The organism is Streptomyces sp. NPDC058246 (genome assembly GCF_042881985.1).
Classification (GTDB): Bacteria; Actinomycetota; Actinomycetes; order Streptomycetales; family Streptomycetaceae; genus Streptomyces.
The window spans coordinates 136,313-150,969 of sequence record NZ_JBHVWZ010000018.1 but is presented as its reverse complement, the minus strand read 5'-3'; the positions used below and the strand labels follow the sequence as shown (position 1 = coordinate 150,969).

Here is a 14,657-nt window from a genome sequence, read left to right as displayed (position 1 = left end):
CCGAGGTCCCGCCCACGCCGCCACGCTGTGCCCGGCCCGGCGGCATTGGCCGCAGCGCACGACACCGGCGCACGACACCGGTGCGGTGATGCGCGCGTCCGCGGTGCCGCGGGCCGGGCGGCGACGGTCTTCGTGCGGCCGCTACGGGGGCGGGCCGGTTCGCGGGCCCTTGTTGCGGACACGCGGGGGCCGCGGCGCGCTCGTCCGCGCCGGGCGGGCCTCCGGGCGGGGACGCCTGCCGGGCGGGCCTCCGGGCGGGGGCGGGCCTTCAGGACGGCGTGTCGCGGCCGATCGGTTCGTTGGCCGGGCCCTGGTGCGGACGCGCCCGAACGCCCGGTGGGACGCGTGCGAAACAGCGCGGGTCCGTGCGTTTGGGTGCCCTGGCCTGGGGGACGCGGAAAGTCTCCCAGGACGCACGAGCGACACCGCCGGAGGCGAACCGTGGGTCGACCCCGCATTCCGATCGTCGCTGCCGGCTTCGCCGGGTGTCGGACGGCACGCACCCCGACGCGGCTCACCCGGCACCGGGCCGACATCACCCTTCCGCATCCGGCCGACTACTTTCTGCATCTGCCTCTGCCGTCTCGGGCCAGTCCGCCCCTGCTGTCCCGGGCCGATCTCCCTCTGCCTCCCCAGGGCGCCGCCGAAGTCCTGGAGTCACGCCGTGTCACCGTCACGGTCACGGTCACCGCCCCGCTCTCGGGCGCTCTGCCCCGCGTCCGACCGATGCCCGTCGAGGCCGACGGCCCCGATCCGGCCGCACGCACCGTGCACCTGGGCCGCACCGTCGGCCTCGGCGGCGCCAAGGCCGCCGCCCATCCGGCCGGAATCCCGCTGTCGGGGTCGGCCGCCGAAGCCGTCACCCGCGGCTACCACCTCGCCGCTGTGCCCGGAAACCGTATCCGTGTCGCGGCCGACCGGCCGCGGGACGCCGTACTGCCGCGCCAGACCGCGCAGTTGGGTCTGGTCCGCTCCTGGCCCGTGCCCCGGGACACCGCGTTCCCGGAGCCGGCGCGGGGCGCCGGCGCCCCCGGCAAGCCCGAAAGCCGCCCGTAAGGAGAATCATGAATACCCGTCAGCTCATCGACCTGGCCCAGCAGTTGCGCGTGGACAGCGTCCGCGCCTCCGCCGCCGCGGGATCCGGGCACCCGACGTCCTCGATGTCCGCCGCGGACCTGATGGCAGTCCTGTTCGCACACCATCTGCGCTACGACTTCGACCGCCCCCAGCACCCCGGCAACGACCGCTTCGTGCTCTCCAAGGGGCATGCCTCGCCGCTGCTGTACGCCGCGTACAAGGCGGCCGGAGCCATCAGCGAGGCCGAACTGCTCACCTTCCGCAAGCTGGGCAGCCGGCTCGAAGGGCATCCGACACCGCAGCGGCTGCCGTGGGTCGAGACGGCCACCGGCTCGCTCGGGCAGGGGCTGCCCGTCGGGGTCGGCATCGCGCTGGCCGGGAAGCGGCTGGACCGTACCGGATACCGCGTCTGGGTCGTGTGCGGCGACAGCGAACTCGCCGAGGGCTCGATCTGGGAGGCCGCCGAGCACGCCGGATTCGAGCACCTCGACAACCTCACCGTGATCGTCGACGTCAACCGACTCGGCCAGCGCGGCCCCACCCGGCACGGACACGACCTGGACGCCTACGCCCGCCGCTTCCAGGCCTTCGGCTGGCACACCGTCGAGATCGACGGGCACGACGTCGAAGCCATCGACCGCGCGTACGCCGAGGCCGAGTCCACCGGCGGACAGCCGACCGCGATCATCGCACGCACCCTCAAGGGCAAGGGCGTCGCAGCCGTCGAGGACCGCGAGGGGCTGCACGGCAAGCCGCTGCCGGACGCCGACGAGGCGATCGCCGAACTCGGCGGCGTACACGACCGGCGGGTGGCGGTCCAGCCGCCGCCCGCCGCGCGGATCCTGCACGCCGTGCAGTCCGGGCACGCGGATCTGCCCCGCTACGAGACGGGTGAGAAGGCCGCCACCCGCGACGCCTTCGGCCAGGCGCTCGCCGCGCTCGGCACCGCCCGGGGCGACGTGGTGGCCCTGGACGGCGAGGTCGGCGACTCGACGCGCACCGAGTTCTTCGCCAAGGAGCACCCCGAGCGCTTCTTCGAGTGCTACATCGCCGAGCAGCAACTGGTCGCGTCCGCGGTCGGGATGGCCGCGCGCGGCTGGGTGCCGTACGCCTCGACCTTCGCGGCCTTCTTCGCGCGTGCCTACGACTTCGTCCGGATGGCCGCGATCAGCGGCTCCGGCATCAACCTCGTCGGTTCGCACGCGGGCGTCTCCATCGGGCAGGACGGGCCTTCGCAGATGGGCCTGGAGGACCTGGCGATGTTCCGGTCGGTGCACGGCTCGACCGTGCTGTACCCGTGCGACGCCAACCAGACGGCGAAGCTCGTCTGCGAGATGGCGGGTCTGGACGGCATCCGCTATCTGCGCACCTCGCGTGGGGACACGCCCGTCATCTACGGCCCCAACGAGGAGTTCCCGGTCGGCGGCAGCAAGGTGCTGCGCGCCTCCGGCGACGACCGGCTGACCCTCGTCGCGGCGGGCGTCACCGTCCACGAGGCGCTGGCCGCCGCGGAGGCGCTCGACCGCGACGGCATCCAGGCCCGGGTCATCGACCTCTACTCGGTCAAGCCCGTCGACCGCCGCACCCTGCGCGAGGCCGCCGAGGACACGGGGTGTCTGCTCACGGTCGAGGACCACCACGAGGAGGGCGGCATCGGGGACGCGGTCCTCGACGCCTTCCTCGACGGCCGCCCCGTGCCGCGACTCGTGCGCCTCGCCGTACGGACGATGCCGGGCTCGGCCACCCCCGCCGAGCAGCTGCACGCCGCGGGCATCGACGCCGAGTCGATCGCGGCCGCGGCACGACTGCTGGTGGAGACGGCCATCGTGCGCTGACCGGACGGGCGTCACGTACATCCGAAGGTTTGGCCAACGAACGGCGGGCCACTCGGTGTTCGAGGTGGTCATGTCGAACACATCGAACACAGCAAAGTCGCAGGATTCACAGAACTCCCCCGAAAGCAGGAAAGGTCAGTCGGAGGACGCCACGGAGAACCGTCCGGGTCCCATGGAGGTGCTGCGCCAGGCGCGCGCCCAGCTCGCGGAGCTGACGGGCATGGACGCCGAGTCCGTGTCGTCCTTCGAACAGACCGATGACGGCTGGACCTTGGAGATCGAGGTCCTGGAACTGGTCCGGGTTCCCGACACGATGAGCCTGCTCGCGACGTACGAGGTGACCCTCGACCCGCGGGGCGGGCTCACCGGCTATCGGCGTGTCCGCCGATACGAGCGCGGCAGGGCCGACGCGCGCAGAAGCGGCCGGTAGACCGCTCCGCCGCGCAGGCAGTTCGCGACGAGACGGATAAGACGGAAAAGACCGGCAACACGAGTAGGACACGACACCGCGCAGGCATCCGCAGACAAGCCGCGCGGGCATCCACAGACAAGGAGGGGCGGTCGGCATGACCGTTGTCCCGGCACAACAGAGCGGCGGATCGGGCGGCACCAGTGGCCTGTACGACGTTCTCGAACTCGTTCTCGACCGAGGGCTCGTCATCGACGCGTTCGTCCGCGTCTCCCTGGTCGGCATCGAGATCCTGAAGATCGACGTACGCGTCGTCATCGCGAGCGTCGACACCTATCTGCGCTTCGCCGAGGCGTGCAACCGCCTCGACCTGGAGGCGGGCCCGCGCAAGAGCCCCGGCCTGCCCGACCTGGTCGGCGAGATCACCGAGTCCGGCGCGCGCGGCAAGTCCAAGGGCGCGCTGTCCGGCGCGGCGGAGACCATCTCCGACGCCTTCAAACAGGCCCGTGACGAGGGCCAGTCCGAATCCCAGTCCCGGCCGCGGGCCCGCAAGTCCACCACCGCGCGCAGGAAGGAGGAGCAGGAGTGAGCACCTACGTCTACGGCATCTCGGCGGCCTCGCATCCCTCGCTCCCCGAGGGCATGGGCGGCGTCGGTGCACCGGCCCGGCCCGTCCGCATCCTGAAGGAGGGAGACCTGGCGGCCCTCGTCAGTGACGCCCCTGACGGGCTGCGGCCCAAGCGCAGGGATCTGCTCGCCCACCAGAACGTGCTGAGCGAGGTGGGCGCGGGCGGCTCCGTACTGCCCATGCGGTTCGGCAGTGTCGCGCAGGACGACGCCGCCGTCGCCGGTGTGCTCGCGGAGCGCGCCGAGCACTACCAGGAGAGGCTCAAGACGCTGGCCGGCAAGGTCGAGTACAACGTCAAGGCCAGCCATGACGAAGAGGCCGTCCTGCACCGCGTGATGTCGGAGAACTCCGAGATACGCGCCCTGACCGAGGCCAACCGGCAGGCGGGGGGCGGGGATTACGAGCAGCGGCTGCGGCTGGGCGAACTGGTCGTGACCGCCCTGCAGCAGCAGGAGGGCGCGGACGCCGCCGAGTTGCGGCAGACGCTGGAACCGGTCGCCGAGGCCGTGAGCGTGGGCCCCGAGTCCACGGGCTGGCTGGCCAACGTGTCCTTCCTGGTCGACCGCGACGAGGCCGCGGGGTTCCTCACCGCCGTCGAGCAGGTCCGCGAAAGCCACCCCCACCTCGAGGTCCGGGTCAACGGGCCGCTGCCGCCCTACAGCTTCGTCGAGCCCGGCCCCGCCGAGCCCGCGGCCACCGCGGCGGAGGCGGAGTGAGCGGATGGGACTGATCGGAGAGGTGCTGCTGCTGCCGTTCGCCCCCGTGCGCGGCAGCCTGTGGGCCGTGGGACAGGTGCTGGCCGAGGCCGAGCGCCAGTACTACGACCCGGCAGCGATCCAAGCCGAACTCGCCCGCCTCGAGCAGCGGCTCGAGGCGGGCGAGATCGACGACGACGAGTTCGACAGCCAGGAGGACGAGCTCCTCGACCGGCTGGAGATCGGCCTGCGCGGCAGCGCGGGTTCAGGCACTGGGACGGCAGGATGAATCGACTGGGACTGGGCCTCGCCGTAGGGGCCGGGTACGTCCTCGGACGTACGAAGAAGATGAAACTGGCCTTCGCGGTCGGGACGATGGTGGCCGGCAAGCGGATGCATCTGAGCCCGCGGGCGCTCGCGGACCTGGTGGCCGGACAGCTGCGGGACAATCCGCAGTTCAAGGAGATCGGCGACCAGCTGCGCGAGGACCTGCGCGGTGTGGGCAAGGCCGCCTCCGGCGCGCTCGTCGAGCGGCAGATCGAGGGCCTCGCCGACCGGCTGCACGGCCGGACCGCCGAGGTGCGCGACCAGCTCGCGGGCGTGGTGCCGGACGTGCCCGGGCTCGGCGAGGAGGACGAGGCGGAGGACGAGGCGGGCGAGCAGGACGACACGTACGAGGAGGACGGCGCGTACGGGGAGGACGGCGCGGAGGACGCGGACGGCGCGGACGACGACGCGGACGACGAGGGCGGCTCGGGCGACGACTCGGAGCACGGCGATGCCGAGGAGAAGGCCCGGCCCCGCAAGAAGGCGCCCGCGAGGAAGGCCCCGGCCAAGAAGGCGGCCGGAAAGCCGGGCCCCGCGCGCAAGACATCGGCCCGCAAGGCATCGGCCGGCAAGGCGCCGACGAAGACCGCGGCGGCCGAGAAGGCACCGGGCAACAAGACGGCGGCCAAGAAGACGGCGGCGCGGACGGCCAAGAAGGCTCCCGCGAAGAAGACGGCCACGGCGAAGTCCGCCACGCGCCGCACGCCGCGCACCCGGATGTCGAGCGGAGGCGGCGACGATGAGTGACACCCTCGGATCGGCGGACAAGCGGGCGAAGGACAACCCGCTCACCGGCGTCGTGCAGAGCGCGGCGGCCGACCGGCTCAAGGAGGAGGTCCAGGCCTACCTGTCCGCACAGGCCCAGCGGCTGCTGGTCGGCGTGGGCCACAGGCTCGGCGAGACGACCGGCAAGCTCAACGACATCGCGGACGGCAACAGCCCCGGTTTCGCCAAGCTGGCCCTGGACGGCGGCCGCAAGCTCGCCGAGGGCAAGGGGCCCCTGCGGTCCGCTCTGGAACTCGGCGCGGGCCGGGCCAAGGACAGCGTCGCCGGCGCCTTCAAGAACCTGACCGGCGGCAAGGGCCGGCGCAAGGGCGGCGCGGGCAAGAAGCCCACCGTCATCATCGAGTTCATCGATGTGGGTGTGCCGCTGCGGACCGCGTACGACCAGTGGACCCAGTACCAGGACTTCAGCACCTTCGCGAAGGGCGTCAAGAGCGCGAACCGTGCCGACGACACCACCTCCGACTGGCAGCTCAAGGTCTTCTGGTCGAACCGGAGCTGGAAGGCGCACACCACCGAGCAGGTGGCGGACGAGCGGATCTCCTGGACCTCGGAGGGCGCGAAGGGCACGACGAAGGGCGTCGTCACCTTCCACGCGCTGGCCGAGAACCTCACCCGCGTCCTGCTGGTCGTCGAGTACTACCCGAAGGGCCTGTTCGAGAAGACCGGCAACATCTGGCGCGCCCAGGGCCGCCGGGCCCGGCTCGACCTCAAGAACTACGCCCGCTTCATCACGATCAAGGGCGATGCGGAGGACGGCTGGCGCGGCGAGATCCGCGACGGGGAGGTCGTCCGCACCCACGAGGACGCCGTCGCCGAGGAGGAGGAAGAGCGCGAGGCCGAATCCGAGCCCGAAACCGAGACCGAATCCGAGGCCGAACCCGACGGCGAGTACGAGGAAGAGGAGCCGGAAGAGGAGACCGACGAGCCGGAGGAGGCGGCGGACGAGGCGGCGTACGAGGACGAGGCCGCGGACGACGTCGAGGACGACCAGGTTGAGGACGAGGTCGAGGACGAGGAGAATGGCGCGTACGCCAAGGACGACGAGTACGCGCACGACGACGAGTACGCCGAGGAAGACGAGGACGAGGACGAGGGCGAACTCGTCGAGAGCCGGGGCCGTCGATGACCATGGCCGGCAGACTCCCCGAGTCCTACGGACAGAGCGGCGGCGCCAACCTCGCCGACATCCTGGAGCGGGTGCTCGACAAGGGCATCGTGATCGCGGGTGACATCCGGATCAACCTTCTGGACATCGAGCTGCTCACCATCAAACTGCGGCTCATCGTCGCCTCCGTCGACAAGGCCAAGGAGATGGGCATCGACTGGTGGGAGGACGACCCCGCGCTGTCGTCCCGCGCGAACCACTCCGAACTTGCCCGTGAGAACAGGGAGTTGCGCGACCGGCTCGCCGAGCTGGAGCGCGCGAGCCCGGAGGAGGAGACCTCGTGAGCGGTCTGCGCTACGTGTACGCGATCTGCCGGCCCTTCACGGCCGCGCCGCAGGCCCAGCTGACCGGCGTCGCGGGCGTCCCGCCGAAGCTGCTGCACCACGGCGACCTGGTCGCCGTGGTGGGCGACGTCCCGGAGGCGGACTTCGCCGAGGAGCCGCTGCGGGCCCACCTGGAGGACCTGGACTGGCTGAGCGAAACCGCCCGCGCCCACCAGCGGGTCATCGACACGCTGACCGCCGTGTGCACCCCCCTGCCGCTGCGGCTCGCCACCGTGTTCCGGGACGACAGCGGCGTCCGCGTGATGATGGAGGACCGGCACGAACAGTTCCTGCGGACGCTCGAAAGACTCGACGGCCGGGTGGAATGGGGCGTCAAGGTGTACGCGGCCGATTCCGGCGGCGACGAGCAGCAGGCGCCGGAAGGGACACCCGGGAAAGCCACCACGGGACGCGACTATCTGCGGCAGCGGCGGATGCGGAATCGCGCCCACGAGGACCTGTGGGAGCGCGCCGAGAAATTCGCCCGAGAGCTGCACGACACTCTCTCCGCGTACGCGGAGGAGACCAGGATCCACGCACCGCAGAACGCGGCGCTGTCCCAGGCCCCGGGCCGTAACGTGCTGAATGCCGCCTACCTCGTACCCCGTGCGGAATCCGAGGGATTCGTGGAACTGATCGAGCGTACGAAGGACGAGGTGCCCGGACTGCGGGTGGAACTCACCGGCCCCTGGGCGGCCTACTCGTTCAGCGGGGAGGGGGCGTGAGCGTCGTGGAACACCGCGAGGTCGCCCTCGTCGACCTGCTCGACCGGCTGCTCGCGGGCGGCGTCGTGATCGCCGGGGACATCACGCTGCGGATCGCGGACGTCGACCTCGTACGCATCGACCTGAACGCGCTCATCAGCTCGGTGAACGCGCAAGTGCCCGCACCCTGGGGGGAGACGACGTGACCGGCAAGAACCGTATGGACCTCGATCCCGACACGGTGGAGCGCGACCTCGTCAAGCTCGTGCTGACCGTGGTGGAGCTGCTGCGCCAGCTGATGGAGCGGCAGGCGCTGCGGCGATTCGACACGGGGGAGCTGACGGAGGACCAAGAGGAACGGATCGGGCTCACTCTGATGCTGCTCGACGACCGCATGACCGAACTGCGTGAGCGGTACGGACTGCGGCCCGAGGATCTCAACCTGGACCTCGGGCCGCTCGGACCGCTCCTTCCCAGGGGATAGACGGGGGGATACCTCTACCTCCTCGCCCCCTGGAAGGGATCGGGCCTGGAAGGGGTCAGGCTTCCTTGCGGCAGAGGATCTCTCCGTGCAGGACGGAGAACCAGCCGTCCTCCTGCCGCCCCCACTCCCGCCAGGCGTCCGACACGGCCCGCAGCCCGTCCATGGTCGCGTGGCCGCCTTCCGTGGCGCGCTCCGCGTACGCCGAGGCCAGCGTGCGGTCCGCCCACAGCCCGCTCCACCACTCCCGCTCGGCCTCGGTGGCGAAGGTCCACGTGCTCGACGTGGCCGTGATGTCCCGGATGCCGGCCGCCAACGCCCACGACTTGAGACGGCGCCCCGCGTCCGGCTCACCCCCGTTGGCACGGGCCACCCGTACATACAGGTCGAGCCAGTCGCTCATGCCCTGCGACGCCGGATACCAGGTCATCGCCGAGTAGTCCGCGTCGCGGACCGCGATGAACCCGCCCGGCCTGGTCACCCGGTACATCTCGCGCAGCGCCCGCACCGGATCGCCCACGTGCTGCAACACCTGGTGGGCGTGGACCACGCAGAAGGTGTCGTCCGGATACTCCAGCGCGTGGATGTCCGCGACCGCGAACTCCACGTTGCGCAGGCCGCGTTCGGCCGCCACGGCCCGGGCCTGGTCCAGGATCGCGGGCGCGCGGTCGACGCCCGTGACCTGTCCGTCGGGCACTCGTTCCGCCAGGTCGGCGGTGATGGTGCCCGGGCCGCAGCCGATGTCCAGGATCTTCATATGGGGCTTCAGCGAGTCGAGCAGGTACGCCGCGGAGTTGGCGGCGGTGCGCCAGGTGTGCGAACGCAGCACGGACTCGTGGTGGCCGTGCGTGTAGACGGCGGTCTCCTGCGACTTCGACATGACCGTTCCCCTTCTGGTCTTCTCGGCGACTGCGTATCACCGTACGCGCTCATGTCGAATGCTGAGACCTGCGTCTCGCTATATGGAATAACTGTGGGAGGGCTTCAGCGTGAGGCGAGCGGTCGGTAGACCGTGAGCGCCTCGGGAGACTTCCGAAGGGTCACCTGGCCCGCCACCTCCGTGACTTCACCGTCGTAGGCGAGGAGGGTGCCGGGCGCGACGCCGTCCAGGCGCAGCCGGCGCACCCGTACGGCCGCGTGCGCGGGTGAGCGGGTCAGCGGGCCCGCGAAGGCGGCGGCCAGCAGACGGACGGCGGGGTGACGGCCGCCGTGCACCACCCGTACGTCCAGCTGTCCGTCCGAGAGGTCGACGCGGCGGGCCGGGGAGAGCCCCATGCGGTGATACGTCCCGTTGCCGGCGAACAGCATCCACAACGGGTGGGTACGGCCGCTCAGTTCGGCCCGCAGCGGATGGTGGTCGGCACGCAGGACGCGCAGGGCGCCGAGCACTCCGGCCGGCCAGCCGCCGATCCGCGGGGACCAGTGTTCCCGTTCGCGCACCAGCTCCGGATAGACCCCCAGGCTGCACGTGTTGAGGAAGATGCCCTCCGTGGCGCCCGAGGAGAACCGGCCCACGTCCACGCGTACCGCGTCGCCCTGCTGGAGGGCGCGGCTCAGATCGCGTTCGCCCTCCACACCGAGGTCCTGGGCGAAGTGGTTGAGGGTGCCGCCCGGCAGGACGGCCAGCGGGAGGCCGTGGCGCAGCGCCACCGCGGCGGCGCCGTTCACCGTGCCGTCGCCGCCGCACACGCCGAGCACCCTGGCGCGGGTCGCCGCCTTCTCCAACTCCTCCTGGACGTCGGCCGGCAGGCACTCCACGATCTCGGCGCGCGGCAGGGTGGCGCGCAGCGCGTTCACCCGGTCCGCGGAGCCCGAGCCGGTGTTCGCCACCATGACCAGGCCCTCGCCCTCGGGAAGCGCGGGCGCGTCGGCGCGGGGGCGGCCGGGCGGCGTGAGGTGGTCCCGGGTCGGGACCAGACCGCGTACGGCGTATGCGGCGCCCACGCCCAGGACGGCGCCCGCGAGGACATCGCTCGGGAAGTGGACACCCGTGTAGACGCGGGAGAGGACCACCGCGGTGGCGAGCGGTGCGACCGCCGCGCCCCAGCCGCGTGACTCCAGGGCCACGCCCGTCGCGAAGGCCGCGGCCGAGGCGGCGTGGCCCGACGGGAACGAGGTGGTGATCGGCTGGCGCTTGAGCCGCCGGACCAGCGGGACGGGGTCCAGGGCCGGACGGCTGCGGCGCACCGAGCGCTTGCCGAGGGTGTTGATGGTGGCGGAGGCGAGGGTGAGGGAGGCGAGGCCTCGGACGGCGGCGCGGCGGGCCCGGGGGGTGCGGGTCGCGGTGATCGCCGCCGCCGCGGCGAACCACAGCACGCCGTGGTTCGCGGTGCGGCTGAGCCTGGGCAGCAGGCGGTCGCAGCCCGGCCAGTGCCGGGCGGCCACCGCCTCGAAGAGGCGGCTGTCGGCCGCGAGGAAGCGGTCCCTGAGTGCGTGCGGCCCCGGGGGGCGGACGGTGAGGTCTACGTCTGGGGTCATGGGCGTGCGTATACCCAGCGAAGCCGTTTCCTCGCCCCCCGCCCCTACCCGCCCCGTACCCGGGGGACTCCGCCCCCGCCCCTACCCCTCCCGTACCCGGCGGACTCCGCCCCCGCCCCCCCACTCCCGGTCCAGCGCTTCGCGCTCGTCCTCGGACGCCGGACGGGCCGAATCGGGAAACGCGTTTGCCTGGGGACCTGGCTGACCGGAGAATGCCGCCTCATGGGACATCTCGAAGCCGCGCACCTTGAGTACTACCTTCCCGATGGGAGGGCGCTGCTCGGCGATGTGTCGTTTCGGGTCGGCGAAGGGGCCGTCGTGGCCCTGGTGGGGCCCAACGGGGCCGGCAAGACGACGCTGCTGCGGCTCATCTCGGGGGAGCTGAAGCCGCACGGTGGGACCGTCACCGTAGGGGGCGGGCTCGGCGTGATGCGGCAGTTCGTGGGTGCCGTACGGGACGAGACGACCGTTCGGGACCTGCTGGTGTCCGTGGCACCGCCGCGGATCCGCGAGGCGGCCAAGGCCGTCGACGCCGCCGAGCACGCGATCATGACGGTGGACGACGAGGCCGCCCAGCTGCGGTACGCGCAGGCGCTCTCCGACTGGGCCGAGGTGCGCGGATACGAGTCCGAGACGCTCTGGGACATCTGCACGACGGCCGCGCTCGGAGTCCCGTACGAGAAGGCGCAGTGGCGGCTGGTGCGGACGCTGTCCGGCGGCGAGCAGAAGCGGCTCGTGCTGGAGGCCCTGCTGCGCGGCACCGACGAGGTGCTGCTGCTCGACGAGCCGGACAACTACCTCGACGTGCCGGGCAAGCGCTGGCTGGAGGAGCGGCTCAAGGAGACCCGCAAGACCGTCCTGTTCGTGTCGCACGACCGGGAGCTGCTGGCACGCGCCGCCCAGAAGATCGTCAGTGTCGAGCCCAGCCCCACGGGTGCCGACGCCTGGGTGCACGGTGGCGGATTCCAGACCTACCACGAGGCGCGGCGGGAGCGTTTCGCGCGCTTCGAGGAGCTGCGCAGGCGCTGGGACGAGAAGCACGCCCAGCTGAAGAAGCTGGTGCTGAATCTGCGTCAGGCGGCCTCCATCAGCCATGAGCTGGCGTCCCGGTACCAGGCCGCGCAGACCCGGCTGCGGAAGTTCGAGGAGGCCGGGCCGCCTCCGGAGCCGCCGCGCGAGCAGGACATCAAGATGCGGCTGCACGGCGGTCGTACCGGCGTAAGGGCCGTGACCTGCAAGGGACTTGAGCTCACCGGGCTGATGAACCCCTTCGACTTGGAGGTGTTCTACGGCGAACGGGTCGCCGTACTCGGCTCCAACGGTTCCGGCAAGTCCCACTTCCTGCGTCTGCTCGCCGGCGACACCGTCGCGCACACGGGGGAGTGGAAGCTCGGTGCGCGGGTCGCCCCGGGGCACTTCGCGCAGACGCACGCCCACCCGGAGCTGGAGGGCCGGGCGCTGCTCGACATCCTGTGGACCGAGCACGCCCAGGACCGCGGCGCCGCCATGTCCCGGCTGCGCCGCTACGAGCTGACCGCCCAGGCCGAGCAGCGTTTCGAGAGGCTCTCCGGCGGCCAGCAGGCCCGCTTCCAGATCCTTCTGCTGGAGCTGGAGGGCTCCACCGCCCTGCTGCTCGACGAGCCGACCGACAACCTCGACCTGGAATCCGCGGAGGCCCTCCAGGAGGGCCTGGAGGCCTATGAGGGCACGGTTCTCGCGGTCACACACGACCGCTGGTTCGCCCGCTCCTTCGACCGCTATCTGGTCTTCGGCTCCGACGGCCGGGTCCGCGAGACCCAGGAGCCGGTGTGGGACGAGCGCCGGGTGGAGCGGGCCCGCTAGCGGCGCCCGCCGGCCCCGGCGCACAAGGGGGCGCCGCACGCGGAGGACCGGGGGCCCGGATGTTCGTAGAGTGGAGGGAGACAGGTGAGATCCATGGCTCCCTCCCGGCCGCCGCTCGGGGTACTGCTTGCCGGGCGGGCATGCGGACCGCACCGAGGCCACGACGAGCGGGGTACCACCATGACCGGAGTCGACCCGAGCCGGCTGGACGACCAGCAGCTGATGAAAGAGCTGGAGAACATCCACCGCACACGCCACGACACGCTGTTGCACGGTTCGAACGACGCGCTGCGGACCCACAATCACCGCATGGCCCAGCTGGAGGGCGAGTACCTGCGCCGCCACCCGCGCCGCCCCATCTCCGCGGGCCGTACCCGGGACGGGGCCCGGGAGCGGGGACCCACGGAAGCGACGCCGTCATGACCGCCGGGAACCCGCTGCTCACCCGGCACACGGAGGCCCTCGACCTGTTCGGCGACCGCGTCCACGCGGTCCGGGACGACCAGTGGAACGCCCCCACCCCCTGCACCGACTGGTCCGTGCGCGATCTCGTCAACCACCTCGTCGGCGAGCAGCTGTGGGTGCCCCCGCTGCTCCGGGACGGTGCCACGGTCGAGGAGATCGCGGACACCTACGACGGCGATGTGCTGGGCTCCGATCCGGCCGCCTCCTGGGACGCATCGGCCCGCGCCTGCCGGGAGACCTTCGCCGCCCCGGGCGCTCTCGAGCGCGTCGTCCCCCTCTCGTACGGCCTCGCCGCGGGCACCTTCTACTGCGCCCAGCTGGTGACCGACCTGACCGTGCACTCCTGGGACCTGGCCCGCGCGATCGGCGCCGACGAGCGGCTGCCCGACGACCTCCTGGCCTTCGCGGCCCGCGAGGTCGCCCCGTACCCCGCCGACCTGGCGCTGGCCGGCCTCTTCGCCGCGCCGGTGGAGCCCCCGCCCGAAGCCGATGGGCAGACGAGGCTGCTGTGCCTGCTGGGCCGTGAGCCCTGAGCCGTAAGCCCTGAGCCGTAAGCCCTGAGCCGTGAGCCGTAGGACGACAGACCGCCGGGACCCGTCGTCCCACGGCTCACGCGCTGTCGGGCGCGTCAGCTCGATCGCGGTGGACTCGGCGTCGTCCGGGCCGACCACCACGCTCACGGTCAGCGGATCGGCGCCGCCGGCGACGCCGCGCGACGCGATGTCACGGTCGGTGAGCACCCCGAGCAGCCGGTGGCCGCCGGTCACCAGGACATCCCCGATATCCCGGGCGCGCATCAACTGCGCGGCTTCGACCAGCGAGGCGTCCGGGGGGACCGCGACGACTCCTTCCTTCGTCCTGGCGCCTGCGCCTACGCCTCCTGACTGCCTAATGCCTCCCGTCGCCCGGTCGGCTACGCCTCCTCTCGCCCGGCCGCTTCTCCGGCGTGGACGACTGCTTCGGCCAGCTCGTGCGCGGTGGCGTAGCGCGCCTTGTGCGGCAGTCGCTCCAGTGACTCGACGAGAACGTCCGGCGCGTGCTTGTCCCGCAGGACGCCCATCAGTTCGCGGGGACGCGCGGGGAACGACGTACGGCCGAGGATCCGCGCCAGTTCGAGGCGCACCGTCTCGACGGAGACGGCCGGGCGGCCCGGTGCCGCGGGTCCGCCTGCGATCCGCGGATCGTCGTCGGCGGTCGGCTCCGGGTCGTGCCACTCCTCGCTGCGGGTGGGGTGCCCGGACCTGAGCAGACCTCGTAGTTCGTGCTTCATCTCCTCGTCCCGGTGGACGCTCAGCCGGTCGCTGCCTCGCTGCATGAGACACTCCAATGGTCGGGGTCGAAGATCGCGTACCCATGCCCCCGGAGTCGACACGTCGCACTCCGGGCAGGGCCGCAACGACCTCGCGCAGGCAGGTGTTTGTCCCGCATACCGCGGGGCAGAC

The 14,657-nt window shown here is 72.0% G+C and carries 17 protein-coding genes and 2 pseudogenes; 15 read left to right on the top strand and 4 right to left on the bottom strand.

The features are described 5' to 3' along the window. Positions 1-774: 774 nt before the first annotated feature. The 12 genes and pseudogenes from ACFVXA_RS25425 to ACFVXA_RS25370 form a co-directional block, all read left to right on the top strand. Positions 775-1,056 (top strand): annotated as a pseudogene (locus ACFVXA_RS25425) (hypothetical protein); the annotation flags it as partial. An 8-nt stretch (positions 1,057-1,064) separates the two neighbouring features. Next, a complete protein-coding gene (locus tag ACFVXA_RS25420; RefSeq protein WP_383744954.1) occupies positions 1,065-2,912 on the top strand; it encodes a transketolase in 1,848 nt (615 codons plus the stop codon). Between the two features lie 70 nt (positions 2,913-2,982). Next, a complete protein-coding gene (locus ACFVXA_RS25415) occupies positions 2,983-3,342 on the top strand; it encodes a gas vesicle protein (protein ID WP_362031655.1) in 360 nt (119 codons plus the stop codon). A gap of 136 nt (positions 3,343-3,478) precedes the next feature. Then, positions 3,479-3,910, top strand: a complete 432-nt coding sequence (locus ACFVXA_RS25410) for a gas vesicle structural protein GvpA (RefSeq protein ID WP_362031654.1) — start codon at positions 3,479-3,481, stop codon at positions 3,908-3,910. Further along, positions 3,907-4,665 carry a GvpL/GvpF family gas vesicle protein gene (locus tag ACFVXA_RS25405; protein ID WP_390026814.1) on the top strand — a complete coding sequence of 253 codons (759 nt, stop codon included), beginning with the start codon at positions 3,907-3,909 and terminating at the stop codon, positions 4,663-4,665. Before ACFVXA_RS25410 ends, ACFVXA_RS25405 begins: the two co-directional genes overlap by 4 nt. Positions 4,666-4,669: 4 nt before the next feature. After that, the gene (locus tag ACFVXA_RS25400) at positions 4,670-4,933 is read left to right on the top strand and encodes a gas vesicle protein GvpG (protein ID WP_362031650.1); all 264 of its coding nucleotides are present in this window, start codon (positions 4,670-4,672) and stop codon (positions 4,931-4,933) included. After that, positions 4,930-5,718 (top strand): DNA primase, encoded by a 789-nt coding sequence (locus ACFVXA_RS25395; RefSeq protein WP_390026812.1) that lies wholly within the window; start codon positions 4,930-4,932, stop codon positions 5,716-5,718. The genes ACFVXA_RS25400 and ACFVXA_RS25395 overlap by 4 nt, the downstream gene beginning before the upstream one ends. After that, positions 5,711-6,883 (top strand): SRPBCC family protein, encoded by a 1,173-nt coding sequence (locus ACFVXA_RS25390; protein ID WP_390026809.1) that lies wholly within the window; start codon positions 5,711-5,713, stop codon positions 6,881-6,883. Before ACFVXA_RS25395 ends, ACFVXA_RS25390 begins: the two co-directional genes overlap by 8 nt. Continuing rightward, complete coding sequence (locus ACFVXA_RS25385) at positions 6,880-7,206, top strand: gas vesicle protein (protein ID WP_362031644.1); 327 nt, start codon at positions 6,880-6,882, stop codon at positions 7,204-7,206. The genes ACFVXA_RS25390 and ACFVXA_RS25385 overlap by 4 nt, the downstream gene beginning before the upstream one ends. Next, positions 7,203-7,970 (top strand): GvpL/GvpF family gas vesicle protein, encoded by a 768-nt coding sequence (locus ACFVXA_RS25380; RefSeq protein WP_362031642.1) that lies wholly within the window; start codon positions 7,203-7,205, stop codon positions 7,968-7,970. The genes ACFVXA_RS25385 and ACFVXA_RS25380 overlap by 4 nt, the downstream gene beginning before the upstream one ends. Continuing rightward, a complete protein-coding gene (locus ACFVXA_RS25375) occupies positions 7,967-8,155 on the top strand; it encodes a gas vesicle protein (protein ID WP_383744968.1) in 189 nt (62 codons plus the stop codon). Before ACFVXA_RS25380 ends, ACFVXA_RS25375 begins: the two co-directional genes overlap by 4 nt. A gap of 14 nt (positions 8,156-8,169) precedes the next feature. Continuing rightward, positions 8,170-8,433 carry a gas vesicle protein K gene (locus ACFVXA_RS25370; RefSeq protein ID WP_383745107.1) on the top strand — a complete coding sequence of 88 codons (264 nt, stop codon included), beginning with the start codon at positions 8,170-8,172 and terminating at the stop codon, positions 8,431-8,433. A 55-nt stretch (positions 8,434-8,488) separates the two neighbouring features. Here ACFVXA_RS25370 and ACFVXA_RS25365 read toward each other — a convergent pair whose 3' ends face one another. Together ACFVXA_RS25365 and ACFVXA_RS25360 are read right to left on the bottom strand one after the other, a co-directional pair. Beyond that, positions 8,489-9,310 (bottom strand): class I SAM-dependent methyltransferase, encoded by an 822-nt coding sequence (locus ACFVXA_RS25365; protein WP_389469740.1) that lies wholly within the window; start codon positions 9,308-9,310, stop codon positions 8,489-8,491. A gap of 104 nt (positions 9,311-9,414) precedes the next feature. Then, positions 9,415-10,908 carry a bifunctional phosphatase PAP2/diacylglycerol kinase family protein gene (locus ACFVXA_RS25360; RefSeq protein ID WP_384022448.1) on the bottom strand — a complete coding sequence of 498 codons (1,494 nt, stop codon included), beginning with the start codon at positions 10,906-10,908 and terminating at the stop codon, positions 9,415-9,417. 222 nt (positions 10,909-11,130) lie between these two features. Between ACFVXA_RS25360 and ACFVXA_RS25355 the strand changes: the two genes are divergently transcribed. The 3 genes from ACFVXA_RS25355 (at position 11,131) to ACFVXA_RS25345 (ending at position 13,748) form a co-directional block, all read left to right on the top strand. Next, a complete protein-coding gene (locus ACFVXA_RS25355) occupies positions 11,131-12,750 on the top strand; it encodes an ATP-binding cassette domain-containing protein (protein WP_384022450.1) in 1,620 nt (539 codons plus the stop codon). 180 nt (positions 12,751-12,930) lie between these two features. Further along, the gene (locus tag ACFVXA_RS25350) at positions 12,931-13,173 is read left to right on the top strand and encodes a DUF6158 family protein (protein ID WP_362031630.1); all 243 of its coding nucleotides are present in this window, start codon (positions 12,931-12,933) and stop codon (positions 13,171-13,173) included. Continuing rightward, positions 13,170-13,748: a TIGR03086 family metal-binding protein gene (locus tag ACFVXA_RS25345; protein ID WP_362031628.1), complete on the top strand. Its 579-nt coding sequence runs from the start codon at positions 13,170-13,172 to the stop codon at positions 13,746-13,748. Before ACFVXA_RS25350 ends, ACFVXA_RS25345 begins: the two co-directional genes overlap by 4 nt. Positions 13,749-13,829: 81 nt before the next feature. Here the strand turns inward: ACFVXA_RS25345 and ACFVXA_RS25340 are convergent. Then, positions 13,830-14,108, bottom strand: a pseudogene (locus ACFVXA_RS25340) (CBS domain-containing protein); the annotation flags it as partial. Positions 14,109-14,128: 20 nt separating this feature from the next. Next, a complete protein-coding gene (locus ACFVXA_RS25335) occupies positions 14,129-14,530 on the bottom strand; it encodes a DUF2795 domain-containing protein (protein ID WP_384022455.1) in 402 nt (133 codons plus the stop codon). Positions 14,531-14,657: the final 127 nt, after the last annotated feature.

Coding starts and splice junctions, on each gene's coding strand:
- ACFVXA_RS25345 (WP_362031628.1), top strand. CDS start 13,170: ATGACCGCCGGGAACCCGCTGCTCACCCGGCACACGGAGGCCCTCGAC.
- ACFVXA_RS25350 (WP_362031630.1), top strand. CDS start 12,931: ATGACCGGAGTCGACCCGAGCCGGCTGGACGACCAGCAGCTGATGAAA.
- ACFVXA_RS25365 (WP_389469740.1), bottom strand. CDS start 9,310: ATGTCGAAGTCGCAGGAGACCGCCGTCTACACGCACGGCCACCACGAG.
- ACFVXA_RS25335 (WP_384022455.1), bottom strand. CDS start 14,530: ATGCAGCGAGGCAGCGACCGGCTGAGCGTCCACCGGGACGAGGAGATG.
- ACFVXA_RS25385 (WP_362031644.1), top strand. CDS start 6,880: ATGACCATGGCCGGCAGACTCCCCGAGTCCTACGGACAGAGCGGCGGC.
- ACFVXA_RS25415 (WP_362031655.1), top strand. CDS start 2,983: ATGTCGAACACATCGAACACAGCAAAGTCGCAGGATTCACAGAACTCC.
- ACFVXA_RS25420 (WP_383744954.1), top strand. CDS start 1,065: ATGAATACCCGTCAGCTCATCGACCTGGCCCAGCAGTTGCGCGTGGAC.
- ACFVXA_RS25395 (WP_390026812.1), top strand. CDS start 4,930: ATGAATCGACTGGGACTGGGCCTCGCCGTAGGGGCCGGGTACGTCCTC.
- ACFVXA_RS25410 (WP_362031654.1), top strand. CDS start 3,479: ATGACCGTTGTCCCGGCACAACAGAGCGGCGGATCGGGCGGCACCAGT.
- ACFVXA_RS25355 (WP_384022450.1), top strand. CDS start 11,131: ATGGGACATCTCGAAGCCGCGCACCTTGAGTACTACCTTCCCGATGGG.
- ACFVXA_RS25400 (WP_362031650.1), top strand. CDS start 4,670: ATGGGACTGATCGGAGAGGTGCTGCTGCTGCCGTTCGCCCCCGTGCGC.
- ACFVXA_RS25390 (WP_390026809.1), top strand. CDS start 5,711: ATGAGTGACACCCTCGGATCGGCGGACAAGCGGGCGAAGGACAACCCG.
- ACFVXA_RS25360 (WP_384022448.1), bottom strand. CDS start 10,908: ATGACCCCAGACGTAGACCTCACCGTCCGCCCCCCGGGGCCGCACGCA.
- ACFVXA_RS25370 (WP_383745107.1), top strand. CDS start 8,170: ATGGACCTCGATCCCGACACGGTGGAGCGCGACCTCGTCAAGCTCGTG.